We start from the raw sequence: 25603 nt of genomic DNA on the forward strand, positions 1-25603 counted from the left end.
CCATGTACGAATTGCACCGCCTGGGGTGGAACAGTTTTCAGCAGCTATGCCAGACGATCTGCCGCGAGGTTCTGGGGCAGACCGTCGAATCGTTCCTCGACTCGAACGACGCGGGCAAGGATGGCGCGTTTGCCGGCACCTGGACTCCTGCGCCGGGCGAAGTCTATGCAGGCCGCTTCGTGATCCAGTGCAAGTTCACGGCGGACGCCGGGCGTAACCTAAAGCCATCAGACATCAAGGACGAGATCGAGAAAGTTTGCAAGCTCGTCGCCGTAGGTCAGTGCGACGTTTACATACTGATGACGAATGCCGGAGTTTCGGGGACGCAGACGGCCAAGGTTAAAGCCCTGCTCGCCCAGGTCGGCGTTCAGCATGTGTTGGTTTTTGGCTCCACCTGGATCAATCAGCAGGTCAGGGAGAAGAAGAGCCTGCGCATGCATGTGCCGCGCATGTATGGGCTCGGAGACTTGAGCCAGATTCTGGATGAGCGCGCCTATGCACAAGCCCGAGCGGTGCTGGAGTCGATGCGCGAAGACCTCGCGAAGGTGGTCATCACGGCCTCCTACGGAAGAGCGGTGGAGGCATTAAACGAACACGGGTTCGTGATGCTGATTGGCGAGCCGGCGGCAGGCAAAACAACGATCGCCTCTATGTTGGCCATGGCCGCTGCCGATAAATGGGGCTCGTCAGTGCTGAAGCTGAATGATCCCGCCAAGGTGGAAGAGCGATGGAATCCGGAGGAGCCGTCGCAGTTCTTCTGGGTCGATGACGCCTTCGGCATCATGCAGTACGAATCGTCTCTGGCGCACTCGTGGAACCACATCCTGCCGCAGGTAAGGACGATGCTGCGCCAGGGGGCCAAGATCGTGATGACTTCGCGGGACTACATCTACAAGCGTGCCCGGCGTGATCTCAAAGAAGGCGCCTTCCCGCTGTTCAACGAGAGCCAAGTAGTGATCGACGTTCACAACCTCTCAATCCAAGAGAAGGAGCAGATCCTCTACAACCATCTGAAGCTCGGTAATCAGCTCCCCGCGTTCAGGGCCGAGATCAAGCCGCATCTTCCATCGGTGGCGGCACACCCTCGCTTCATTCCCGAAATCGCCAGGCGGCTTGCGGACCGTAACTTCACCAAGCGGCTCTATCTGACGGAGTATCGCCTTGGTCAATTCGTGCAGAAGCGGGAGCAATTGCTGCAGGAAGTGCTCGACGGTTTGGACAAGGACAGCATGGCGGCGCTAGCGCTTATCTACATGAAGAAGGACTATCTCGAAAGTCCGATTTCATTGCAGGAAACGGAAGAAGATGCGCTGCGCAGGCTAGGCAGTAGCCTCGGGAAATGCATTACGGCATTGGAGTCCTTGAATGGCAGTCTCGTCCTGCACCAGCAGGCGGACGGTGAATCGGTATGGCGCTTCAAACACCCGACGATCGGCGACGCGTTCGCTTCGGCGTTGGCTCGGAGTCCGGACCTTCTGGGCATCTTCCTGCTGGGAAGCGCCACCGAGAATCTGATCGAGCAGGTAACCTGCGGCAATGTCGGTATTGAGCAAGCGGTGATGGTGCCGAAGCCGCTCTATCCGCAGATGATCGAGCGGCTTACGGAGTTCACTGCGAGCGACAAATACAAGTCCCAGCATCTGGCGATTTGGGGCGCGAAGTGGTCGCTGCATTCATTCCTCACTCGGCGGTGCTCGAAGGAATTTCTGACCCTCTACCTTCAGACGAACCCGGAACTGATTGACAAGGTTTGCCGTCCCAGCCTGTCTTTGAGCTCTTCTTCCGAGGTAGCCCTCGCTATGCGTTTGCATGAGTTCGGGTTGCTGCCGGAGGAGAACAGGAAAACCTTCGTTCAAGCCGTTAGCGCATATGCCATCAGCGGCGAAGACGTGTACGCGCTCGACGACGAGGACATTCGCAGCGTGTTCACAGATGCTGAATTCGACGCGGTTATCGCCAGTGTCCGCTCAGACCTACTACCAAGGCTGAGCTGGGTGCGCGAAAAGGAACAGGATGGATACAGGGCTGACGAACCTGCCGATGAATACATGGAACATTTGTTCGAAAGCTTCAAGACGCTGAAGGACAAGTTCGGCGATGACGCGGAAGCGGTGCGGATCATTGATCGCGAGATCGACCTGGCGAAAGACTGGATCAACGACAACGACCGTGCACTTCCAGATAGGGCACCCCGATCACTCGGCTCAGCCGGGACGATCGACAAGCCACATGGTACCCGGAGCATTTTCGACGATGTCGACGTCTGAGGAGCGGGCTCTAGCTGCATGTCGGACGTATATCAATCACGAACCACGCAACCCACACGCAACCCATTCCAAATGGCACAAGTACTCGAAAACACAACCTTCGAACGAATTTGACGTTGATTACCGCCTTCGATAAAGATCAAACTGAATCTTCGGTGGCTGACCGAACTAATCAAGCCTGTATCGTCGTGTGCCGCCGAGTTCGCTTGACAGGAGAACACCGCTCACGAATATGCTTCCAGCCATTTCTGGCCGCGATCGCCTCGCGCAGAATATCGACGTATTCGCCCTCCTCGACACGCTCATCCGGTGGCATGCCTTCTTGCTCAAGTTCGTCCAGAAGGCTGCTCCGCGCCTGGCGAGTGGCGCCGAGTTCAAGAATACGGCTATAGGCTTCGCAGGCATAGGCGAAGGTTTCTCGCTTTGTAAAATCGATGTCGAGCAACCAGTCCCGATGGCGTGCTTCGGGGAGCCCGACGGTCGCACGCTTGCAGTTGTGAAAAATGTGCGCCGCCTCGTGGACCACATAATCGTCGAAACGATTGCCGGTACGGAAGTACTCCACGGACAGGTAGCAGGTTGTCTCCTCGCTCAGCCCCAGAATCTGGGGAGCATCGTCGGATAGAAGCTCCGCATCAACGCTTGCAAGGTAGAGGTTGGCAAGGTTCCACGCTGTCATGTGCCAAGGCGTGCTTTCGAGAACCGCAGCTATCGTCGCCGGTGTCAGAAAGACGATGGAGGATTCCATCACGCCGAGGACGACCTCTCGCTCGGTGGAGGGAAACAGGCCGCAAACCAGCGGGGACAATTTCGTACGGGCGAACGTGGGCAGGTCGATGCCTTCGAGGAGGGTCGATGCCTCCACATGACGGGTCCGCTCAAGAACTGCTGCGATGAGTGCGCCACGTAAGGCGGCATGCCCCTGCTTTTCCCGCTCGACAAACGAACTGCCGGGCCAAACAGCAGACCAGACATCGGAATCTCCGCTGAGGAGATAGCGATCCACTTCATTTCGTTGGGCCGGTGACATCATGCTGGGATCGGTCGGATTGGGGTGTTGAGGGTATTCGATAGTAATGCGATTTCTTCCTCGTTTGGCACAAGAAGACATCGGGAACGGCGGTGCCAAGTCGCATGATTTTCACTCGTTCCACCTGGAGCCGTTCCGTCAAATAGGGTTCGGCCTTCCGGGATTGAATCCAGACGAACGCACCGTCCACTTCCGGCGTCAGGATGCCCTCCTTAACTCCTTCCCGCAGGGTGGCGACAATTCTTTGTATCAACTCAAGTCGCGCGTCATCTGCTACCTCACTGCCCCCCTTTTGACTTGTCGTCGCCGAATTAGCCGGGCCGGATGAGGACGGCAGAGACGGCGACTCAGGCTGAGGCTGCTGTAAAGCCATAAGCTGCCTGACGATAGGCTGGAGTCGGACGACCTTCCATTTCTGACCGCCTTCCACTTCGATCTCGGCAATCTTGCGAAATGGCGAGAGCGGATCGATTACCAGCCAATTCTTGCGCGACAGACCTTCGAGTATCGCCTTGCCCTCCAGCCCATAGCCGGCGAATGCATCCGGCCACTTGAAGCAGAGTGCGCCAGAAGCGTCAATGTGCGCCAGGGCCAGGATGGATTTTTCGCCGGAGCGAATATCCTCGGACAACGCCTTCAGCATCTCTCCGACCGGACCGTCCAATCGATCCACGACCGGGGCGGGTGGATCAGATACCGGCGCCACCTGCTTCTCGATCGGTGCGACAGCCTTGGGCGACGCGGGCTCAACCGCGGCGTGAGGTATTTGCAACGGGACATCAGGCACCGCTATTGCCGGCGCAGCCTGCCCAAGTATCGTCCCCGGAACGGACGGCGGTGGCGGGTCGACCACCAGACTCACATCCCGCAACCTGATCGCCGTCAGTCTGATATTGGGTATCTTCTCGGCCAGAATGGCAGGAGCAATTGTCCAGTAACGATTCCCGTCGACTTGGTCCTCACGGACATTCGCCAGCTTCCGATCGACGAGCATGTCCAGAATGCTGTTCGGGGTTCTCGGCAGACCGGGAATTTTTTCCTGGTTGATGATGGCGGACATTTCTTCGCCGCCGGCAGGCCAGACGAGATAGAGGTGCCCATCGATATGCCAGAGACGGGAACCAGGTTCATTGATTCCCCAGGTACCCTCCCGCACCAGCCTGCGCATGATGTCCACGAGAAATCTCTCGACGGGGAGACCCAGTTCATAGCCGGTAAAGGCAACGCCAAGGCTGCGCAGATCGCGCTCAACGCTGACCTGGTCGGATCGAATGACCAGATCGTGGATCAGGTTCTCGGCGCAGGGATTACCGTTGATGCTTTCCATCATCCAGAGCACGAGTTCGGTATCACCCTCCGCGATCCAGGCCAGCCCTTTGGGGCTGATGATCCGTTCCGCAATCAGGGAAGAGATGGCCGTATGCTTCTTTGCACGATTCTCGCGCCAGTGCAGAAAGTAGCGATCCACCTCGGACCTATTGGCCCATGAGTAGAGGTCTTCCACGAAGGGATTCCAGACCTTCTCCCCGTCCCGGCTGGTGACCGCAAGATCGGTGACCGGCTTGCCCACGTCGTGGCACAGCGCCGCCAGAAACACTGCGAAGTGCCAGCGCGGTTCGAGCTCGCGACGACGGCGGGGTGCCTGCTCGCCCGGCAGGAGTACCCGGTCTCCGGATTGGAGCGACCAAAGGGCGACCTCGGCGGCATGGCGCAACAGCCCCCCTGCCCCGCGATGATGATGGGTTTGGCTTGCCGGCAACAGATGCGCATACGACGCAAACCGGCGTAGCGACGCCAGGTAGAACTGCTCGAAGATGTCCGGTGACGCGAGCCCCGCTTCCCGAATCTGACCGATCAAATCCCGCTGCGTCTCGATGAGTTTCTGCGGAGGCGTCGCGGGCAGACCCTTCATGAAGGGTGGATAGCGAGGAATCTCCTCCTCATCCTGGCGCAATAGCGGCGAGTTCTGGGGCGACATCGCCGCCGGCTCGTCTTCCACTTTGTCGCCAACACGAATTGCCTTCCTGATGAACCCGAACAAGCCTCAACCCCCAAGTTCGCCGGCGTCCAATCCTCGACGGACACCGGGCAAGAGACGAAGACGCTGGCGCGCCCAATCTGGATCGATCTCCAGAATCCCGCAGATCGAGTCGAAAGAATTGGGGAGCATCGGAATCCCATGGAAGATCCACGTCAGCGCTTCCCGCTGCATGCTTCCAGGTTTTCGCTCCGCCCCATCCATCGACCTGACATTGCCCTTGGCATCTTCGACCGCCTGCTGAAGCACGGCAATCCAGAGCCGCTGCGTTCTTTGCCTGACTTCCAACGAGGAAGATCCAGACCGCACCCCGACAAACCCCATAAACCCCATGTCAAAAGATCCGGTGCGCTTTCCCGATGATCCGTTCTCGCGCGATCCAGCCGGTGATCTGGTAGCGCGAATCCAGGCTATCGGGGTGGGATCCCGCAACGTAGTAGAAGCCGTTCGGAATGGTTCCAATCGGGCCGATTTCCAGAGTCTCTCCTGTCCTGGCCTTTCCCTTCGCCCGGCCAACCGATGTTCCGTCGACGAAGAACTCTCGCCCATGGGTTGTCACCGTTGCCCCGGGTAACCCGATCAGCCTCTTGAGAAAAATGCTTCCGTGCGGATAGGGCCAGTTCGCCTCCCATTTGAAGGCAACCAGGTCTCCCCGTTCTGGCATGACACCCCGCTCGACAAGGAAGACGATGCCGGGAAGACTCTCGGTGAGATTCAGGCCGACAAGATAGGCGCGGCCAAATGCCATCTGGGCTGCCATCGCCCAAAGGACGAATGGGAACCAGCGGCCGATCAAGTCGTAGAGGCGGATCAACATGGCGGCACTGTAGCGACGAGGGCTGCCACACGATTGCCGAAATGCGCTCAGCAAAGCCGCATTTCGCGCGCACGGCGCCGATGAGCGAGATCACCGTCTCTGGTCGCCCGAGCCAGGTTGCAGTTTTGACGGGCTATGCGATGCTGGAACGAAAAACCGACTGGAGAAACCCATGACCATCGCCGCCGCAACTCAGACAAGCAGTTTGCTTGGTGCATTACCGCTGTTCGCTTTACTGCTGGCGGGCATCGCCTTGCTGCGCTGGAATCGCAAATCCAAAGCCATTACGGAACCGCAGATCGAGCAACTTGAGCACGAGCTTGATGCGATCAGAAAACAGATATTGCTGGTCACGACGAATGACGTGCTAGGCGGTCGGATTGTCAAGACGATTGGGTACGTGGAGGCGCTTTCTGCGACAGAAGCAGCGTCCGACTGGGAGTATCGCCTCGCTGAAAAGGACGCGTTGCTCAGGCTGGCTCGGAAGGCGCTGGGGATCGGCGCAAATGCCGTCGTCGGCATCAGGAAGATCAACGCCCACTACGATCAGGCCGGATCGCAATGGCGGGTATCGCGAGTAGCCTATTGTGGGACCGCGGTCATCAGCGCGAACTAGTGCGGCGATCCTTGGTCGGGTAGACGACCGTAACCTTTGTTGATTCGTTTCGCCATATCTGGAAATAGCACGCTTAATACGGCGTCGAAAGTGGCTGGCCGCACGTAAGCCTCGTCATTGGCGTCGACCTTCGCTTTAAGGGTTTGTCGCCAGATCTCATATTTGCGAGTTTGCTCTGCGCTGAAGTGCGCCTCCAAGCCGTAGGACTTCACCGCGAAGCCATACAGCGTGTCCCACCGCTTGTTGTCTTTCCCGCTCTGCATGATGGCGTTCAGGACCTGATATCCAGACTTGACGTCGTATCCGACGCCCGTATTGCGCTGGATAGAAAGTAAGCGAGCGATCAAGCCTGCCTCGTCAAGCATGATCGGATCGGCCGCGCCCGGCAGACCATGCGCGGACAAGGCTTCAGCTGCTTCCACAATCTGCGCCCAGGCATCGCTTTCTGTGTCGAGCAACTTGGGCTTCGGACCGTCGCCTTGGTGGTGCCGCTGCGCCCGCCTGATGCGCACGTTTGCGTCGTGAAACGCCGTCACGGCATCGAGGTAGTGGCGTGCCCAATGCGACACCGGCATGGCAAGCCACCGGGGACGTCTCAATTCGATGAGCCGCTCACGATAGCGGAGCGTCACAGGATGCTCGTCGAGCGCTGCGTTGATCTGTCGCCGTTTGATCGGGAAAATCGGATGATGCACCCAGCGCTTGCCGACCGTCTGATTGACGATCAAGTCACGCAAGTTTTCCAGAGTGATGCGACCGCCGAGTTGGCTCAAGTCAATTTCCAGCGTAGGCAGGTTGAGTTCGCGTATACGCTGTCGTTTTTCTTCGTCGATGCCATGGGTGACGGTGACTTCCACGAGCAGGGTAAGCGGCCAAGAAAGGCTATAGGTATCCTCAATTTCTTCCTCAAAGCCATCGTTCACCCTTGTGTCGGTAATGCCTTCCGTGTAAATCTGCCGTCCGCCGAGATTGCCGATGACGTCGGGAACGATTCGACCGAGGCGCCTTTCCAATCGCACATCGTCAAGTTCTAGCGTTCGCTGTGCCGTAAGCCACGTCATCCGCAGAGTATCGGATTCCCAATCCCCGCAGAACTCGTCGGGCGGATCCCGCGTGACTGTGACATCGAGGCCGGGCGTCGCGATTCGTTGCTCACGTTCGAGAATAGCTTTGACCTCCCGGTGAAGCAATGTCTCGCGTCGCAAGTTTCGCGCGATGTCTTCATCGATGTCCGGCGAGAGGTGGGCGCGAAAGTCGGCTTCGTCTTCGGCACTCCAGTTATCCAGAGCGTCGCAGGCCGCCTGTGACGCAGCGGCATCACCTTTGGCCGCCAATGCACGGTCGTTCCAATGGGCGCACCAATGGATGTCCGGCAGAATCCGCAAGCGGGCGCGGATTTCCGCGGGGCTTAGATTGGCGAGTTCAGGGTCGGACAAGAATATCGTCACCACAGCCTGGCCGTCGAATTCGCTGGTGGGCTCCCGTCGGCCCGTGAGGTCGACCAAGAGTTTGCGACCGTCATCCAGGGTGAGTTCGGCGGTTGCACGGTCAAGCAGCCGCGCCCCACTGACCGCTCTGCGCTCGGCCGGTTCCTCAACCCAGACTTCATAGCCCTGGCCGCTAAAGCCGGTTGCGGTTCTCGACATGACACGGCGTGGCAGTTCGATGAAGCCGTTTTCCGACAGGAGATGTGTCGCGGCCAAGCGTGCAGCGACGAGCGTGCAGGCATCCTTTTGCGAGCCTGCTGGATGGCGAAAATGCGCGGTGGGGCGAACACGGAGAGGCTGGCCCGCCATAACGGGCGTCAGCCCCAATTGGCAGGCAGGGCAGGTGCAGGAGCACTGGCGATCAACGACCTCGCTGTCATGGATATAGCGGGGTTCGCCGGTCAGCGCATCATGCGCCCACTTCAATGGAACCTCTGATGCTGCCGGCGTTCTCAGGTCTGAAGGTGCGCCGGTACTCTCAACTTGCCATGTGGTCACCAACTTCTCCAACGCTGCAATTCGGGATCGCGTTGGTTAAGCCTTCGCTGCTTTCTTTGCCTTTGCAAGCGCCGCGTCGTCGATGGCTCCGGTGAGGTACAACATGGCAAGGATGCCAGTGGGCTGGGGAATGCCGCGGCCGGCTTCATAGCGGCTACCGCCACTCTGGGTGACACCTAAGCGACTCCAGAATTGCATCTGGTTCTCGCCACGCGCTAAGCGCACGGCTTTGATATTGCCCAGGGAGGGTTTCGGCTGCTTCTTACCGGGAGCGGGGAGTTTGGACATTTCTGATTCCTTATCATCGAGGTTGAAAACGCTATAAGTATACGCGGCACTGCATATTTGCCGACGGCAATAATGCTACGCAGATGTTCATGATTCATCACAGGGCTACGACCAGGAGTACTGCATCGTTGAGGACGAACAGCATAGCCAGATCAGCCGAAGTTCATATCCTACTTGCCATGTTTTCCTTCGAGGGTCTCTTGAATGTATTTGCCGGGGTTCGGCCCGGTCACGCCGGTTGCCACACGATTTACTCCGTCAACAACATCCTCCGCAACCTCTGCTCCCTTACCGACGAGTGAGACCGGCTTCAATTTGCGGAAATTGGATGGCGTTGCATTTTCTTGATGGGTTTGCCCTGCCGCTTCTTTCCGATGATCGACCTCGGCCGCGTTTCTGGAAAACTCCCGCATCGCGGTATGCATGGCTTGATCGCTCGGTCGGCCTTGCGGAGTGACTCCAGCACGCCCCGCTCGCCCCTTCACCTGCCCCAAGTAGTCACCGCCCGCCGATTCGACCGAATCGCGACCCGGCACGCCAGCTCGGTTCGCATCGTGCCGCGCCTGGATCGCCTCAGCGCCCGGCACCTGCCCGGCCATCTCGCCCAACATCCGGTCGTAGTTCTGCGCGGTGTATTCCTCGATATATGGCCGGAGCTTGTGCGGATCGCCCATGACCCCCTGAAACTTTTCGTAGTTGTATTCGAGCTTGGGCAGCAGGAAATCCTTGATGAAATGATCCTGGAGCTGAAGATTCGATCCAAGCTGACCGCTATGCGAAAGCTCCCACATCTGCCGATGCCCTTCCGTCTCCTGCATTGACGCACTAAAGGCGTCGCGCGATTGCCGGGCGTGGTCCAGCGACGCCCGCATGCCTTCGCTGCCGGCCGTCTTACCCTCATCAGTGCTTCGATAATTGCGCTCCCAGCCGTTATCGAGCACGGTGCCGACCTTTTTTCCAAAGCTCGACTCGCGGGCGAACTGGGCCATTTCCTCCAGGGACCGCATCGAATCGGCGGAGTTGCGCATCTTGGTCGACACCTCCACGCCACCCCGAAGCCCGGCAATCTCCAAGAGCTTCGGCGTACTCATGCCCATCGAGGCGCCGACCATCAGTTCCATCGCGACCTTTTCGCTGACGCCGAGCTTTCTGGCCCACTGATCGACCTGGCGCAGGGTTTCGTTGGCCTCCTGATTCCGGCTCGACCCCATGCCGTGGCGGTATCCTGTGGTGTCACTGCTGCCCTTGGCGTGGCTTCGTTCAAACCCCGCCTCCTGTTTGACAGCCGCCAGAGCACTTTCGGCGTACTCCGCGGATTGTTGCTGTGTTGCCTGCTGCGAGCGCTCGTAATTCTCCTTCGCCGCGGCGCCGAGGGAATCGTTGAGCGCCATGTCGGCGCGGACATCGCTTTTCGCTTGTTTGACGACGAAGCCGCCGCCAGAAAAGTGGCTGTAATCGAATCCCCCGCGTGCCTGGAAATTGGTCATACCCTGCCGCAGGCTCGGGTTCATATCGACCGCCAGTCCCTTCATGGAGTCGTGGCTGACGTTGTTGAGGGAAGCGTTGCCCATTTGCATGTTGCCCATGGCCAAGGCGCTGGCGATCTTCTCCGGGTCGCGCGGCGGCGCCACCAGACCGGCGACTGACTGTAGACCGACCTCGCCACCTTTCACGATGGCGGCGGCGATGGCCGGAATCGAGATGACCAACATGCCCGCTATCGCCTGGTCGCTGACGATAGCCGTATTGAGGAAGCTCATCTGCTCGATGGACAAGCCGCTTCCAGCGCTTCCATTCGTGTATTGGCTTCTCGAATACATCGTGATGATGAAGTTCATCACCGCATAGAGCGGCGCCCAGAGTTGAATCCAGAACAGACTGGCCGCGTAGGACTTGATGATGGCGCCGGCCTGGTGGCCGCTGAGCACCACAAACAGCAGGAACACCGGAAAGATGGCGTACTGGACCAGTTCGATGGCATTGCGCACCTTGGGCATGGTGGATTCGGCGATCCGCGCCATCAGCTTGTAGGAGTCGCTCGTGGATCGAAGCGACTGCGCCATCGCCAGATTGGTCTGGGCGCTGGCGGCATCGCCCAACTGCGCAGGCAACATGTATTGGGCATCGATCATGAAGTTGGCGACGATGGCCTGCTTGACCGCATCCTGTGCCGAAGCCGAAACCCCTAGGAGATAGTTGGTCGAGGTTGCCAGGGAACCGACAATGGCCGTCCCGGCATCCACCTGAGTCATTTTCGGGTAGAGGCGAGAACCCAGTAAGGTGATCTGGCGGCTCGACTCGGCAACAATCTGGGTGGTAAGGCTCTGATAGGCGACATCGCAGCCGACCGTAGTCATCACCGTCGGGTCCGTCGTATCGCGCAGGGTCACCAGTCGCGCCGGGTTGGTCTTCCCGTTCAGGCTGGCCCAAACGTCGTTCACCGCGATGATGTCTTCCTTCATGCGGATGTAGCCGGTGGCCAGATCCGGCGCGACGCACTCCCGGTAGAACTCCAGCAGGTTGCCAGTCAGAATGGGATTGCCGCTCTTCACGGCAAGACGCTCGGAGAGTACCCGGTGACCGAACAAGGTGCCGTTCTTGCGGAACTTCACGTCGTCAGGAAGCGAGAATACCGTCTCGAACGCGCCGGTCAGCCAGTCCCCTACCTTACTCATGCTGAACGCGAAAGCACCCAGACCAATCGGCACATTGGCCACCGCACGCGGCGGCTCATTCCCGGTACGATCGACGATGGTCACCGTCACCTTGGGAATCAGCAGCATGGACTGGAAGATGGCGAGGAAGAAGAGCCACTTCCACATGCCATCCAATCGCTCCCTTCCGGTCAGGGTGGCGATGACGACGACGATGATTCCCACGATCGCCATGGTGCGCAGCAACCCGAGGTAGTCGCCACTGCCCATGATGGAAGCGACGGCGTTGAACATCGCCTCCAGCTCGGCGACGTTCCAATAGGCATAGACCTCGTACATTCCGGCTCCGCCTGACCTTACCGGTTGAAGACCATCATGGACTGGAAGATGTTGGTCGGCATCCCGGCATTGAGGCTTTGATGCAGAAGCTGGAGCGAACGGCTCATCTCGGCAACCTGCATGCCCTTCTGGTATTCGGCGCGCAGCATGTCCCGCGCCTCCTGCTCCACTTCGTTGAGTCGGACGAGAATTTTTTCCGAAGCGGCGACGGCATCGGGACCGCCCTTCCCGGTCTCGTTCTGTAGAGCACCGCGGAGTGTCTTTGAGAGATTCGTGAAGTAGGCGTAGGCGACATCCACGGCAATGAGCTGGGCGTAGTCTTCGGTGATCCGGTCACCGCCAGGGATACTGCTGGATACCGCGAGCATCTTCCAGACCGGAAGGGATGAATTGCCGATCAGCGCCGTATCCAGACTGTTTTGCCCGGTAGCGTCCCGGTTGACGATCTTGTCCCGCATGGCGGCGATCCGGGTTCTGACTTGCCGGGAGAACGGCGTCACGGTAAAAGCGCTTTCCGAAAAGGTCGGCGTCATGCACTCCGCGGTATCGACGCCACACTTGAGGCCGGGCAGATTGACGGTCGTCGAACCGCCGTCACCAACGAACTGCCGGAAGGTCAGCTTGCCGCCGGGCAGATAGGCCCACCTGGCTTTCTCAGCGGCGTTCTCGCCGGGCGGCGTCACGATGATGGTGCCGGTCAGGCTCATCAACAGTTCCCTGGTCTCATCGGTGACACCGGAGACACGGGACAGAGACCGCCACACGACATTACCCGGATTGAAAAGCTCCCGGTATCCCTGTGAGGAATTCTTGGCAGCCGTGCGGATGTTCTTGGCCGTGGTGGAGCTTTTCTTCCACTCGTCCCAGGACTCGAACACATCCCCGAACATGTTGAGGTTCGCGCCGGCGGTCTTGCCCTCTTTCTCCTGGGTCTTGTCCGTCAACATGCTGCCCGCCGCAGTGACGATCCCTTCCGCTGCCTGGCAGGAATTGATGTTGAGATTGTTCATCTTCGACGCCTGATCCTGTAGGTACTTTAGAAGGTCACAGAGGTCGGGCGACATCGAGCACAGGGCCATGTTGAAAGCCGCGCCAATGGCGTTGTTGCCGATATTTCGCAGCAGCGCGACGAACTGTTCTTTGTTGATGAACGAAAACGATCCCGCGAAAAGATCGATCCCGCCGCACCCGGCGCTGAACGACGGCGGCGAAATGCTCGCCAACTGATAGTTGCGCACGGGGGTGCGCATATAGAGACTGCCCCCGGTATAGAAATTCATCGTCTGCCCGCGATAAACGTTGGGGCCGGTCACATTGCCGTAGGCACCAATGTCGTTGAACCAGTCCTGCATGGACTGGGAGACGTCGGCGACTGCCGGACGGGCCAGTGTCGAGAAAATCAACGTGGCGGCCAGGGTTCGCCGGAAACATGAACGGTTCATGGTCAGCCTCAATAAAGTTCGCCGGGGCGTGTTTGAGTCAGGATGTAGATGCGCTCGACGATCTCCTGGGCCGAGAGCACGCCAGAGCCGATGGGCAGCAGCCGGCGATCCTTGATATTTCCCAGCACCACGAGCGGTACTACACTGGCGCCCAGCGAAGCGGCCATGCCGTTGTCTCGCGATGGGTTGGGAAACTCCGGCAATCCGCGGCCATCAAGTGAGATGGGGAACACCGCGATCCCGTACTGCTCCGAGAGGAACCTCAGCGTCGGTGCCATGCGATGGCAGTAGGGGCAATCCGACCGGAAGAAGAAGAACAGCCCCCACTCTCTCGCCAATCCCGCCATCGACTCTGCTTCCTTGCGTGCCCGCTGGGTATCTCGCACCTGGATGGCCGAATTGTTGGAAGGATTCCGCAACTGATAATTGAGTTCCGGATTTGCCCAGATGACGCGGCGCCAGACGTCCGAGAACACCGAAGCCCTGTCCATCAGGGCTTCCTGCGCCACGATGTAATTCTTGAGGTTCTCCGGCGTCGGCTTGACGATGGCGAGCGCCCTCTTCTTCTCCGCGTCCTCTCTCAATTTCTTCAGGGCCGCGACGGCTTCGTCTTCTTCGCTAGCCGCCTTGGGTTTTGGACTTTCGACGGCGTGATCAGCCGTCTCCGCATCCCGTGGGATATCGCAATACCAGTTGAAGCGATTCTCGTCACAGCGCCAGATGGAGTCGTACTCCAAGCCGCTGTCCGCCGACGCCGCATTGGCGAAGAGACAAAGTACGAACAGGAGAGCAAACGTGAGCGAACTTCGCATCGATCATTGCGCCGGTGCGCTCGTAGCCGGTTGCTTCAGGATGTCCGCCACCCGTTCGGACAAGTCCGGAATGGCTGTCGCCGACGTCGCCTTGAGCAGCGCCGCCGTATTGATCAGGGCGCACTGGCACTCCCTGCCCACCTGTTCAAGGGCGGCATCCAGACGCACACCGAATGCCTTGGCTTCTTCGAACAGCTTGCCCTGCTCGGCTGCATCCATTCCCGGCTTGACCCGCTGCACCAGGGATTGCTGCTGTTTGGCAACGATGGCGCCGATATCGATGCGAGCGAATCGCGGAATCTCCAGGGGCCGGAAGTGCAGCCATGACGCCGCAATACATGCCCCTAGCGCCAGCGTAACGACGCCGGTGAGGAACTGTGTTTTCAAAAGACTCATGACGATTTCCGCCTCACTGTGATTCGCGTTCGATGACAAGCCATTCGATGGCTTCCGAAACCGATAGACCCTTTTCTCGCAGGCGTTTGATGGCCTCGTAGTCCTCGGCACGGGTGGAATAGACCAGCATCGAGAAGGGATCGAGCAGGAGCCGTCCCAGGCCCGACCCCATCGGCGAGTGGATGTAGATTTCCGAGAAATGGCCGTGCTCGGTACTGACCGAAGCGAGCTGACGCTTCAGCCATTCATCCAGGGACAGCTTGCCCTCCTTGCCCAAGCGCTCGATGTTTTCGGGTTTCTGGCGCAGCAGAAACAGCCAGTCGGCGTTGTTGATGGCGGCCTTGGTCGCTTCGTTCTTGTAGTAGTCGTCGACGGACTGGGTGATCGTGCCGAACGCGCCGCCGTATTTGCGGGCGCGACGATAGCCGGCCTCGATGAAACTACCGCTGGCGCCCGAGCCCATCAGATCCCAGCTTTCGTCGATGATGACGAGCTTGCGCCGGGACCGATCGCGGTACATTTCCTGAGTGATGCGATACATGATGAGCTGCATCACCACCGACTGGAGATCCTTCTTGGATTTCAGTTCCTCAAGTTCAAGGACAACAAAATCCTTGTCGAACTGGATGTTGGCCTCACCCTCGAAGTAGCTCGCATAGACGCCGTGGCGGGTATAGGGCTCCAGAGCCGTAGCTAGGCGGCTGAGGTCGCGTTCATACTCACCCTCCAGAGAAAGGCGACCGGTCTGGAGCAGTTCATAGATGTCGGTGATGGTGGCGGCGCGTCCCTTGGCGTCCCAAACCCGCTTGATGGCCGACCCCAGTGCCGTGTAGCTGTAGTTGTCGAGCGGCTCGCGCGGACTCGCCATCTGGGCGATCAAGGGCAGAATCATTTCCATGTCGGCACTGATGTCGATGATCATGGAGAAGGGATTGAGGCAGATGGTGTTTTGCCGCTCGTCCGAGAACTCGATGAACTCGCCATCCAGCAACTCGCACAGATTCTTGTAGGAGCGGCCGACGTCGATGATCCACACCTTGGCGCCGGCGCCAAGGTAGCGATAGGTCATCTCATTGACGAACACGGACTTGCCGGACCCCGACAGTGCAGCCACGGCGAAATTGAAATTGCCGCCGGTATTGTCGAAGAGATCGAAACCGATGATCTGCCCACGCCGGCCGAATAGCGTCATCACCGGGGTTTGCGTCCCCTTCCATTCGGCGATCAGCGGCGAGGTCATGACCGCGTTGTCCGCCGTCTTGGTGTTGATTCTCCCGAACTGACGCAGATCGGCCTGAAGCCCTGGCGTCAGGGTCATGGGTAGCGCCGCCGACAGGGCTTGATGCTGTAGATAGAAGTCCTTGGTGAGGTCGAAGCCTCGTGCCCGCCACACGGCACGCACGGCGTGTTCGCTGCGCGAGGCATCCTCCACTTTCGAGACGAGTGCGATTTGGTGATACATCCCGACCACCGTCCTGCCGCTGTCGAAGGTTTTGAGCACCATGTCCCAATCGCGTTTGCGCTCCTGAAGGTCGGGCTGGAAGTGCGCCATGTAGGAGCCGGCACTCTGCGTTGCCCGCGCCGCCTTCATCTGGGCCTTGGTTCGTGCCGACTCGTAGTCGAGCGAGACGGCGCCCATCGTGATCAGGAAGGGACACGGCATGGACAAGGCGAGCTGGTAGGGATCGCCGATCATGTAGTTCATGCCGGAAAGCCGGAAGTACCGCGGATACTGTCGCACCGAGAACAGTTGCAGTACCGATTCGTCGCCGCCGGCCTTGCGGAAGCGGACGTCCCCATCCCCCACACGGGACGCGATTTCCAGATGGGAGAGTTGGTCGCGCAGCGGCCGATCCTCGTTCCATTCGATGGGACGCGCCGCGCCGCCCGCAAACAGGCGGGAGTGGTCGAAGAAATCCGCCGTGAAGTTCAGCAGATCGCCCGGCCCCCAATCACGCCCCGGCAGATGGGCCGACTTGAGCGTGGCGTGAACGCTTTCCCGAATGCGTAGCGCCTCATCGACATCTGCCGGAGATTCGGGATCGAGCGGCAAGGTGATCGAGATCACCGCACGGAAATCCCGCAGCAGATAGGTCTGGTGACCGAAGATCGACTGGCCTGTGCCCTTCAGGTAATAGTCGATGCGGCGGCGGGCAAGGAGTCGGAAGATATTCCGGTGACGTCGTTCCGCGCAATCCGGTTCATCGACCGCAACAGAAGATGGAAGGAGGTTGGACTGCGCCCGCAGCAGCGGAAGGATATGGGGGCTGCCGTAAAGGGAAATCTGGATACCCGTCCCTGGCGGACAGGAGACGAAGAGGCTGGCGAGCACCTTTTCCATTTCGTCGCTGGCGCCGGTCTGAGGCAGGGTCTCGATACAAAAGCCGATGGCATGTTCTTCCCGCTCACCGAAGCCGCCCTGATCCAGGGCGAACAGCCGGACATCCTCTTGCCACGCCAGGTAAGGAAGAATCCCGGTGAGGCGCGGCATCTGCGAAATCTCCCGCAACAATTGCCGGGGCAAATGGTCGGCTGACGCCGTCCGTTCCGGCAGGAAAGCCACGCGAAGCGCGTCGGACCAGCTCATCAGCCGCCCTCCCCGCTGGTGGCCGCATTCTCACGACCCTGCTGCGGAAACATTGCATTGGCCGGTGAAGACGGATTGCTTCGCTCCATCCGTAGCGTCGGCCGCTCGCCGGCGTTAGGCACCGCAGGTGCAAAGACTTTCGGCGGCATGACGGGTCGGTAGGCTTCGCTCGCCTTGCGCTGCGAATGCTCGACCTGCCAGCGCCCCGGATCGACGACAAGATAGAAGTACGACTGGTCGTGCAGTACCTCCTCGTCGTCTTCCCACGGCGCCAGCCAGACGCGCCGCACCTTTTGGGCGCTGCGAATTGGCTCACCGGAACTGGGCGCCTGTTGCGTAATACTCGGCGCCGCCGGCTTTCTCTTGGCGGCTTCCACCGTTGGCTGCTGGCCGGGCAGATTGTTCTGCACGGCATTTGCATAGACGCCGGAGAGCGATGCGCAGGAAATACCGTCCGGCGCCTTGCAGGCAAACTTCCCCGGCCCATCCAGCCCCGTCATCGTGCCCGCGCATCCGGCCAGAGACAGCAGCAACGGGATCACAATCCAGGCACTGATCCTCATGGCCGACTCTCAGCCAGCCATTGCTCAATGCGTTCGCTGGGCGCAGCGCCCGGCAGCATGCGCCCGTCGGCTGACAGCAGGGTCGGCGTTCCCTGGATGCCCAATCGCTGCGCCAACTGGATGTTCCGTTCGATCGGGTTGTCGCATTTCCGCTTCGCAGGCGTCTTGCCGGTTCTGATGAGATCGGCCCAGGCGCGGGCGCGATCCGGCGCGCACCAAACGGCAACGGACTTGTCGACGGCCTCGGGATGCAGACCTTCCAGGGGATAAGGAAAGGTGTAGAGCGTGACGTTGTTCAGTTTGTCGAGCTCGGCTTCGAGTCGCTTGCAGTAAGGGCAGTCTGGATCGGAGAACACCGCCAGCACCCGCTCGCCCTTGCCGCGCACCGTCTTGATGGCATCGGGCAGCGGCAACTGGGCGAAATCGATGCGCTGCTGTTTTTCCATGCGCTCTGCCGTCAGGTCGCGCTGCGTCTTCATGTCGTAGAGATGGCCGAAGACGAAATAGCGCCCGGTCGCATCCGTATAGGCCGAGTTCTTGCCCATCGTCACCTCAAAGAGAGTCGGAATCTCCGAGGCTTGAACGCGCTCGATCCGGGTTGCCGGATACATGTCCTTGAGACGTTTCTCCAGGCTGCCAACGCCGTCATCGGCCTGCGCCGCCATCGACAGCATCCATGCGAAGAGCATGGGCAGCCGTTTGAACCGTGGTTGATTGAACTGCATGGGTCACTCCTTGTAGGGTTCGATGGATTTGTTCTGGACTTCGCGGCCCCGACGCCAGACGTCGGTGTAGGTGTCGGACTCGCCGCCCACGCTGTCGGTATCGAGAGAAAATCCTTTGGTGAACACCACGTCGACCGTCCGGCCGGCATCGACTTCGATGATCGGGAACATCTTTTCGGCGAGCGTGATGTAGTACTGGGAGAGACGGTCGAGCGCCTTGCCGACGCCTGTCCCGATCCCCGCCTGGAATTGCTTGCCGGGATCCACCGTGCCGATAGAACCCAGCGGGTTGGTGGACACCGTGGTGGCGCTTTGCTGGAAGGCCTGGCCGATACCGGCGCCGATCCCCGCCAGCAAGGCGTTGGCCAGTACCTGTCCCTGCTTGCTGACGAGCCGGCCGCGCATACCGGCCTTGCCGTCTTCGCCCACGACGTAACCTTTCACGGGAACGTCGATAGCCTTGCCGTCATGACGCACACAGGAAAACGATTCGAGCCGGATGTAGGCGCGCTCGGCGCTGATGTCGCCGTAGCTCGCCCCCAGCGCGAAACATTCCTTGACCTTGAAGCGGTAGCGGTTGGGCAGAAAGGCGTTGTCCTGCGCCCTCATCAGGACAGGGTGCGGATTGCTCTGTGCCTGGCCGCCCGTGGGCGCATCCAGTCCGCCCAAGAGCGCCGCCCGGAAAAATGAACCCGAGGGCACATAGCTGCGGCCGTCCTTTTTCTCGGCTGCTTTGCGAACCGCTTCAGGGACGATCACCTTGCCCTCGCTCACCTCGAACGAGGCCATGCCCGGTGGCCTGGGCGCCGGCGGCGGTTCGCTGGCTTTGCTTTCCGCTTCCGGATTCACAGCCGGTGGCGGCGGCAGGACCATCGTGCGCGCCTCGGGAGGCATGGGCGCCGGTGCCGGCGGCATGGGCATTGCCGGGAACTGAACGGGATTCGCGGTCGGAGGTTTCTTCTCGATGGTGTCGACCTGCTGGCGCAAGCCCTGGATCATGTCTTCCATCTGGCGCATTTGCTCCGAGGACTTGCTCATCCAGATGTCGCGCGGATCGGCTTGTGCGCCGGGCGCGCTGATGGGCATGGGCTGCGGACGGGCCTGGGGCGTTCCCTGAGGAAGTTGCACCGGCTTGTCCCAGATCGCCACGCCACCAAATACCAGCAGCAGGAAGACCGACGCACCGAGCCCCAGGATCAGATACTGGCGACGTTTGGGCGACAGGTTGGAAACCGCGGTGGCGATCCGGTTCTTGGGCGCGTCAGCCATCGCGCCCCTCCAGCACCACCATGACGTTGGTGGCCTCGCCCGGCTCCAGTTCCAGCGAGTCCACCATGACGGCCAGGACACCGCGCCGGTACAGTTCGCGCTCGTCGATCACCATCCGGGATGACGACACGTTGGTCAGTTGGAATTTTTCTCCGCGCAAGGCGCCCTCCAGTGTCCTTACAAGAACAAAGCGGGCTTCGTTCCAGAGCGGGACGATCTCCAGCGTGTCTCTGGCGGTCATGTCTTCGGGTTCTGCATCCCGCGCCAGGGCCAGCAACACGCGACGGATCGCGGCATTGCGCGAGTCGTCGGCAAGGAATGCCTTCCCCTCGGAGCGCAGGCGGCTGCGGTCGCGGATGACCAGCGTCTCGGCCGGCACGTCGGCGACCTTGAGCATCAACTTCCAGTGGCGGCCAGCATCGTCGGCCACAAAAACGCTGAAGATCGGCTTGTCCGTATTCGGCTTGAGATAGGCGGCGCCGCTCTCTTTGTCCGGGGTGACGAGGAACTCGCCCTCGACACCCTGGATGCGGCGAATCTTGCGGCCCTCGACCCGGATCAGGTTTGGCTCGCTGCGCGACACGGTGGCGATCAAGCCATCATCCGGACTGCCCTCAAGATATTGCCCGGAGAACGTCGGCGCTGAGACGCTACCGAGGAGCAGCGCCAGTGCCATTGCCGGCACCGAACGGATCCTGGTCGCTGGTTTCCTTGAACTCGGATACATGGAGTCTCCCATTGAGATAACGAAAGCCGACGACGTAGATCGCCTGCTTCTCGGAGGCTTTCTTGTCCCCGACCCAGGTCAGGAGAACGCCGGTAAGTGCCACTTTCATGGCCGCCTCGTCAGCCATCACCGATTGCGGCGAAAACTGGGTCGAGGCGTTGTTCTTGCGGATGAACTCTGCTCTCGCACCGAACTCGGCCTGGAGGCGGCCGTATTCGCTGGGGGCGGCATATTTCAGGAAGAGGTTCTTCTGGTATTCCGCGACATGAGGCGTCACGTTGAGCGCGAGCCCGGCATACCAGTAGGCCATCTCCTGGAGGTACTCTGTGGAGACCTTCTGGTCGCTGACCCAGAAGGTCTTGTGCACCTCGGGAGGTACCAGAATGGTTCTCTCCGAACCCGCCACGCTGAGCGATGCGCCGGCGTTGGCGAGCAAGGCCAGCACGAGACCACCGACGGCGATTCGCATGAACAGGATTTCTGCGCGCTGGTTGTCCCGCTCGGCGGTGAATTTGCTGAACTTCATTGCTCAGCCCAGGAAGAAACGATGATGCGAGGGCGGAGTCGCGCGAGCGCGAATCACGATCCAGCTCGGCAGCCACCAATAGAGCGCGTGCAATGCGAACTTGGGGTGCTTCCCGGTCTTGAGCCGGCCGTACTGCCAGGCAATGAGTCCCCCGAAAACCATGCCCGCCAGCATGGCGCCGGACACCACCCCCATCCCCATGACCAGCAGGAAGAGGATGGCCTGATCGAATTCCCACCACAGGAAGCGCTCCTGCGCTTCCAGGGATTTCGGGATGTAGCCGGTCTCGTCCACGCAGCGCTCGCCCAGATCAGATCGTCGCGGTCAGGATGCCGGACGCGATGGTTGGGGCGTACTGTAGGAACACGGCGAAGCCAATGCCGGACAGAATGGCCATGGGATTGAGCCGCGCCAGAGAAAACAGAGCGCCGAGACCGATGGCGGCCACCGCAGCGGCTTTGCCGAAGTAGCCCTGAACCAAACCCGTCAGCCAGGTATAGAGACTCTGGAATTCGGTACCGGTAGTTCCCGCCAGCGCGCCGGTGGCGGCGGTCAGCAGGACGAGCGCCAGTGCGCCCTTCATCCATTCACGACGGCTTTGCATCACTGCTCCCCTTGAGATCGACAAAACACTTGATGAGCCATCCCAGGCCGAGTCCGACCGAGATGCCGCCCAGATGGGCTTCGAATCCGTTTTCGATGGGCGACCCCGGGGCGAGGATGCCGATGGCGACAAATCCGCCAGCGATGACCACGTCACGGATGAAGCCGCGGGTATGAGGTAACTTCACTTCACTGCGCTCCCTTGCTGTTGCTGACCGCGTCTTGCCGATTGACAAGCCGCACCTCGACGCGCCGGTTATTTCGGCGTGCCGTTTCGGTGAGTGCCGTATCGAGGTAACAGCACAAGCCCTCGGCACGAACCACAATCTCTGCATCGATCCCTTGCTTGAGGAACCATGAACGGACGAACTCGGCCCGCCGTCGGGCAAGGCGGTCGTTGTAGGCTTTGCTGCCGATGTCGTCGGTTCGGCCGTCAATCTCGATGCGCTGGAAGTTCGCGGCGATAGCCGTGAGGCGCTTGAGTGCCTTTTGCCCGTCGGCGGAGGGAGCGCCCTTACCAAACTCGAATAGAACCGTTGCTGTTACCGGCTCCTCGTGGCGAACGACGGGAGCGACTTTCGGGAGAGGCTCGGCGATGGGAGGCGCTGACGCTTTCTTGGCGATAGGGAGTTCGACCAGCGCCAGCGTTTTGCGCGTTGGCGTCGGACAATCTTTGCCGCTACATGTCTTGAACTGGCGCTCGATCCAGGCGATGGCTTCATGTGGCGCGGCGGTCTGTGGTGCCTCCGGCAAGCTTCCGCAACCCGGCAGGATCGAGGTCGCAAGCAGCAGAATGGCGACGAGTCTCAGGATCGCCATGGTTTGACCTTGGCGGCGACCCGACGGGCATATGCCGCGCGCTTTGCCTGTGAACGAGCGTTATAGGCGCCTACTGCCTCCCAGTTGTAGCCGAGGCGACTGATGTTCTGCGCGAGAATCCAGGCGCCGACGTAGGTATTGATACAGGGATCGAGTAGCTGATCTCTGCCAATTCCGTAGGTGGACAACACGCCCAGCCATCGACTGTTGATCTGCATGTGCCCGACGTCTTCCGAGCCATCGGCGTTGCGATTGCGCGCGGTCGGATTCGACCCGGACTCGACGAGCGAGATAGCCATGAGCAGAGATGGCGAGACGCCATACCGCGCCGCAGCCTGATCGAAACAGGCGGCTTGGCACGTTGATGCCAATGGCAAACACAGGAGCGCAAACAGGACACGTAACATGGCCGCCATGGTAGAAATCCAGGTGGTGGCTGCGCGTCCGAAATGTGACCTTTACGGGCGGTTTTCGACGGCCACAAGCGTGTGACTTATGAGGGGGGACTTGGCCTGTTATCAGGCGTTTTCCCATAAGGCTGTCGATCCGTGGCCATCGACGCGGACGTCAAGACACGTCGAATCAATGACAGGATGGTGCCGGCCGTAATTTGCCGGTTCGATCATGCAGCGGCAGGTCTCTAACTTGAGCGGTCATTTGGACGGTCCGGCCACTGCGAACTCCTCGCCCGTGGACTAAACCGCTCGCGCGGTAGGGGTGGTACTGGACCGTAGCAGGGTGTTCTGGACCGTAGGAGGTTTGCAACGGCAGGTAACTGCCGATGTTGGAAATGAGGCAATCCCGCCTCGATTTCTGACAGGAGCAAGCCATGGAAACTCAGAAGCCGAGCATCAGTCCGTTGCGCCAGCGCATGATCGAGGACATGCGGATGCGCAAGTTTGGCGAGAAGACGCAGTCCCAGTACCTTCGTGCAGTACGACAGTTTTCCAAGTACCTCAGGCGATCTCCGGACACCGCCAGCGTCGAGGAACTGCGCAACTACCAGTTGTATCTTGTCGACCACGGGGTTTCGCCGGCATCGCTGAACTCAGCAATCTGCGGGCTGAAGTTCTTCTTCAGCGTCACCCTGGATCGGCCAGAGGCGATGGCCAAGATGAAACCGGTACATCTGCCGCGCAAGCTGCCGGAGATCCTGAGTCCCGACGAGGTGAAGCGGCTGATTGCCGCCGCCGGCAATCTGAAACACCAGACTGCACTGGCCCTGGCCTACGCGACCGGACTGCGCGTCAACGAAGTGGTCCACCTGAAGGTCGGCGACATTGACAGCCAGCGCATGACCGTTCGGGTTGAACAAGGCAAAGGACAGAAGGATCGCTACGCATTGCTGTCGCCCGTCCTGCTCGAACGCCTGCGCGTCTGGTGGCGCGTTGCCCGTGCCCAAGGCAAGATGTTCGACGGCGGCTGGCTGTTTCCTGGTCTGGACCCAGTTCGGCACCTCAGCACCCGGCAACTCAATCGTGCCATCCATGCAGCGGCCGACGATGCGGGAATCGAGAAGCGCATCTCGATGCACTCGCTGCGCCATGCCTTCGCCACCCACCTGCTGGAGCAGAAGGTCGACATTCGCCTGATCCAGGTATTGCTCGGGCACAAGAAGCTGGAAACGACCGCCCTCTACGCCCAGGTCGCCACCGACATTCTGCGCGAGGTGGTCAGTCCGTTGGAGAAGCTGAACTCCGCGTAGTGCCGCCATGGGGCGGCCCGCCCTGGAGGTCGCCGACATCTTTCGCACCCACGGTCCTGCGTGGCGAGCGAAGCAAGCAGGACACTTGAGCCTCGGCCAGCTCAAGGTCATGTCGGCCATCGAACAGTGCCGTACCGCGGCGCTGGGAGGACACGCCTTGCGCTGCGATGCCTGCGACCATGAGGAGTTCAGCTACAACTCGTGTCGCAATCGGCACTGCCCGAAGTGTCAGGCGCGTGCCGCGCAACGTTGGCTTGAAGCCCGGCAGGCCGACCTGTTGCCGGTCGAGTATTACCACGTCGTTTTCACGCTGCCCGAACCGATCAGCGCCATTGCCTACACCAACAAGGCGGCAATCTACCGACTGTTGTTCGACGTGGCGGCGGAAACGCTGACGACTATCGCCGCCGATCCGAAACATCTGGGCGCACAGATCGGCGCCACGCTGGTGCTGCACACCTGGGGTTCGGCGCTGACGCATCATCCACACGTGCATGGCATCGTCCCCGGCGGCGGTTTCTCCCGGGATGGAGAGCGCTGGGTGGCCTGTCGGCGTGGTTTCTTCCTGCCGGTGCGCGTGCTGTCGCGGCTGTTCCGACGGCGTGTCGTCGAGGAACTGGAGAAGCTGCATCACGCTGGCCAGTTGCAGTTCTTCGGTGAGCACGCTGGGCTGGCCGATGCCGGTGCCTTCGGCCGGTGGCTGGCGCCGCTTCGATCCTGCGAATGGGTGGTCTATGCCAAGCGTCCGTTTGCCGGTCCCGAGGCGGTGCTGGCCTATCTGTCGCGTTACACCCATCGGGTGGCGATCTCGAACCGGCGGCTGGTGGCGATGAGCGAAGACGGCGTGACTTTCCGCTGGAAGGACTACCGGGCCAAGGGGCGCACCCGTCACAAGACGATGACGCTCGCGCCAGAGGAGTTCATGCGCCGGTTCCTGCTGCATGTCCTGCCCGGCGGCTTCCACCGCATACGGCATTACGGCCTGCTGGCCAATACCGGACGACGGGAGAACCTGGTCAGGGCGCGCGCATTGCTCAACGCTCCTCAGCCCCAGCCGGTGGCCGAGGATGCCTCCTCGACTACCGTGCCGACCTTCGTTTGCCGCTGCTGTGGCGCCGCCATGCGTGTCATCGAGATCGTCATGCGCCGGCAACCCATTCGCGCTCCACCATGAGGACCAATTCGTTGCTTCGTCGCATGCCCGTGTCGGCTCCCGGTTTCCCAGCGCCGAGAGCGGACTGTCGTTGCGCGGCGCCACGCCGACGCAATTCGCCTTCCCAGATCCATGCCCTCTGGGAGTCAATCGCCTACACCGGCGTCGGGTCCTGCGCTCCCGACCACCGGATGTTCCGGTCATCCGCGCCCACAACCGCCACCGCCGCCTTCAAATACCCA

The 25603-nt window shown here is 60.4% G+C and carries 25 protein-coding genes; 4 read left to right on the forward strand and 21 right to left on the reverse strand.

What is annotated here, in order from left to right:
* Positions 1-2 precede the first annotated feature (2 nt).
* Positions 3-2267, forward strand: coding sequence for an nSTAND3 domain-containing NTPase (locus DENOEST_RS09085; RefSeq protein ID WP_145769081.1), 2265 nt, complete (start codon positions 3-5; stop codon positions 2265-2267).
* Between the two features lie 172 nt (positions 2268-2439).
* Here the strand turns inward: DENOEST_RS09085 and DENOEST_RS09090 are convergent, their stop codons facing one another.
* From DENOEST_RS09090 to DENOEST_RS09105, 4 genes are read right to left on the reverse strand one after another with little or no spacing between them, the layout of a single operon-like run.
* The gene (locus DENOEST_RS09090; protein WP_197970566.1) at positions 2440-3273 is read right to left on the reverse strand and encodes a hypothetical protein; all 834 of its coding nucleotides are present in this window, start codon (positions 3271-3273) and stop codon (positions 2440-2442) included.
* A 1-nt stretch (position 3274) separates the two neighbouring features.
* Positions 3275-5338 carry a MobH family relaxase gene (mobH, locus tag DENOEST_RS09095; RefSeq protein WP_145769082.1) on the reverse strand — a complete coding sequence of 688 codons (2064 nt, stop codon included), beginning with the start codon at positions 5336-5338 and terminating at the stop codon, positions 3275-3277.
* Between the two features lie 3 nt (positions 5339-5341).
* Positions 5342-5623 (reverse strand): hypothetical protein, encoded by a 282-nt coding sequence (locus DENOEST_RS09100; protein WP_145769083.1) that lies wholly within the window; start codon positions 5621-5623, stop codon positions 5342-5344.
* Between the two features lie 46 nt (positions 5624-5669).
* Positions 5670-6152 (reverse strand): S26 family signal peptidase, encoded by a 483-nt coding sequence (locus DENOEST_RS09105; protein ID WP_145769084.1) that lies wholly within the window; start codon positions 6150-6152, stop codon positions 5670-5672.
* Between the two features lie 172 nt (positions 6153-6324).
* On the opposite strand from DENOEST_RS09105, the gene DENOEST_RS09110 reads away from it, so the two are divergent.
* The gene (locus DENOEST_RS09110; RefSeq protein ID WP_145769085.1) at positions 6325-6768 is read left to right on the forward strand and encodes a heavy metal-binding domain-containing protein; all 444 of its coding nucleotides are present in this window, start codon (positions 6325-6327) and stop codon (positions 6766-6768) included.
* Here the strand turns inward: DENOEST_RS09110 and DENOEST_RS09115 are convergent.
* The 17 genes from DENOEST_RS09115 to DENOEST_RS09195 all read right to left on the reverse strand — a co-directional run bounded on the left by DENOEST_RS09115 (position 6765) and on the right by DENOEST_RS09195 (position 22919).
* The gene (locus DENOEST_RS09115) at positions 6765-8753 is read right to left on the reverse strand and encodes a hypothetical protein (RefSeq protein ID WP_145769086.1); all 1989 of its coding nucleotides are present in this window, start codon (positions 8751-8753) and stop codon (positions 6765-6767) included. The two genes, DENOEST_RS09110 and DENOEST_RS09115, sit on opposite strands and share 4 nt — an antisense overlap.
* Positions 8754-8789: 36 nt before the next feature.
* Positions 8790-9041, reverse strand: a complete 252-nt coding sequence (locus DENOEST_RS20170; protein WP_145769087.1) for a helix-turn-helix domain-containing protein — start codon at positions 9039-9041, stop codon at positions 8790-8792.
* Positions 9042-9211: 170 nt separating this feature from the next.
* Positions 9212-12034 (reverse strand): conjugal transfer protein TraG N-terminal domain-containing protein, encoded by a 2823-nt coding sequence (locus tag DENOEST_RS09125; RefSeq protein ID WP_145769088.1) that lies wholly within the window; start codon positions 12032-12034, stop codon positions 9212-9214.
* Positions 12035-12051: 17 nt separating this feature from the next.
* Entirely contained in the window at positions 12052-13386 is a 1335-nt protein-coding gene (locus DENOEST_RS09130; RefSeq protein ID WP_183148225.1) for a conjugal transfer protein TraH, read from the reverse strand.
* A gap of 98 nt (positions 13387-13484) precedes the next feature.
* The gene (locus tag DENOEST_RS09135; RefSeq protein WP_145769090.1) at positions 13485-14288 is read right to left on the reverse strand and encodes a conjugal transfer protein TraF; all 804 of its coding nucleotides are present in this window, start codon (positions 14286-14288) and stop codon (positions 13485-13487) included.
* Between the two features lie 3 nt (positions 14289-14291).
* Positions 14292-14684: a hypothetical protein gene (locus DENOEST_RS09140; protein ID WP_145769091.1), complete on the reverse strand. Its 393-nt coding sequence runs from the start codon at positions 14682-14684 to the stop codon at positions 14292-14294.
* A gap of 13 nt (positions 14685-14697) precedes the next feature.
* Positions 14698-17271, reverse strand: a complete 2574-nt coding sequence (gene traC / locus DENOEST_RS09145; protein ID WP_145769092.1) for a type IV secretion system protein TraC — start codon at positions 17269-17271, stop codon at positions 14698-14700.
* Positions 17271-17834 carry a TraV family lipoprotein gene (locus DENOEST_RS09150; RefSeq protein ID WP_145769093.1) on the reverse strand — a complete coding sequence of 188 codons (564 nt, stop codon included), beginning with the start codon at positions 17832-17834 and terminating at the stop codon, positions 17271-17273. Before DENOEST_RS09150 ends, traC begins: the two co-directional genes overlap by 1 nt.
* Positions 17831-18559, reverse strand: coding sequence for a DsbC family protein (locus tag DENOEST_RS09155; protein WP_232096482.1), 729 nt, complete (start codon positions 18557-18559; stop codon positions 17831-17833). The genes DENOEST_RS09150 and DENOEST_RS09155 overlap by 4 nt, the downstream gene beginning before the upstream one ends.
* A 3-nt stretch (positions 18560-18562) precedes the next feature.
* Positions 18563-19828, reverse strand: a complete 1266-nt coding sequence (locus DENOEST_RS09160) for a TraB/VirB10 family protein (RefSeq protein WP_145769094.1) — start codon at positions 19826-19828, stop codon at positions 18563-18565.
* Positions 19821-20504 (reverse strand): TraK domain-containing protein, encoded by a 684-nt coding sequence (locus DENOEST_RS09165; RefSeq protein ID WP_170228065.1) that lies wholly within the window; start codon positions 20502-20504, stop codon positions 19821-19823. Before DENOEST_RS09165 ends, DENOEST_RS09160 begins: the two co-directional genes overlap by 8 nt.
* Positions 20479-21081: a type IV conjugative transfer system protein TraE gene (traE, locus tag DENOEST_RS09170; protein WP_145769096.1), complete on the reverse strand. Its 603-nt coding sequence runs from the start codon at positions 21079-21081 to the stop codon at positions 20479-20481. Before traE ends, DENOEST_RS09165 begins: the two co-directional genes overlap by 26 nt.
* Positions 21082-21084: 3 nt before the next feature.
* Entirely contained in the window at positions 21085-21375 is a 291-nt protein-coding gene (gene traL / locus DENOEST_RS09175; protein ID WP_170228066.1) for a type IV conjugative transfer system protein TraL, read from the reverse strand.
* Between the two features lie 16 nt (positions 21376-21391).
* Positions 21392-21685: a TraA family conjugative transfer protein gene (gene traA, locus DENOEST_RS09180; RefSeq protein WP_145769098.1), complete on the reverse strand. Its 294-nt coding sequence runs from the start codon at positions 21683-21685 to the stop codon at positions 21392-21394.
* Entirely contained in the window at positions 21669-21872 is a 204-nt protein-coding gene (locus tag DENOEST_RS09185) for a hypothetical protein (protein WP_145769099.1), read from the reverse strand. Before DENOEST_RS09185 ends, traA begins: the two co-directional genes overlap by 17 nt.
* A gap of 1 nt (position 21873) precedes the next feature.
* Entirely contained in the window at positions 21874-22503 is a 630-nt protein-coding gene (locus DENOEST_RS09190; protein WP_145769100.1) for an OmpA family protein, read from the reverse strand.
* The gene (locus tag DENOEST_RS09195) at positions 22491-22919 is read right to left on the reverse strand and encodes a lytic transglycosylase domain-containing protein (protein WP_145769101.1); all 429 of its coding nucleotides are present in this window, start codon (positions 22917-22919) and stop codon (positions 22491-22493) included. The genes DENOEST_RS09190 and DENOEST_RS09195 overlap by 13 nt, the downstream gene beginning before the upstream one ends.
* Before the next feature lie 413 nt (positions 22920-23332).
* Between DENOEST_RS09195 and DENOEST_RS09200 the strand changes: the two genes are divergently transcribed.
* Positions 23333-24208, forward strand: a complete 876-nt coding sequence (locus tag DENOEST_RS09200) for a tyrosine-type recombinase/integrase (protein ID WP_145769102.1) — start codon at positions 23333-23335, stop codon at positions 24206-24208.
* A gap of 7 nt (positions 24209-24215) precedes the next feature.
* Positions 24216-25382 carry an IS91 family transposase gene (locus DENOEST_RS09205; protein ID WP_145769103.1) on the forward strand — a complete coding sequence of 389 codons (1167 nt, stop codon included), beginning with the start codon at positions 24216-24218 and terminating at the stop codon, positions 25380-25382.
* Positions 25383-25603 lie beyond the last annotated feature (221 nt).

The sequence above is a fragment of the Denitratisoma oestradiolicum genome, from assembly GCF_902813185.1.
Classification (GTDB): Bacteria; Pseudomonadota; Gammaproteobacteria; order Burkholderiales; family Rhodocyclaceae; genus Denitratisoma; species Denitratisoma oestradiolicum.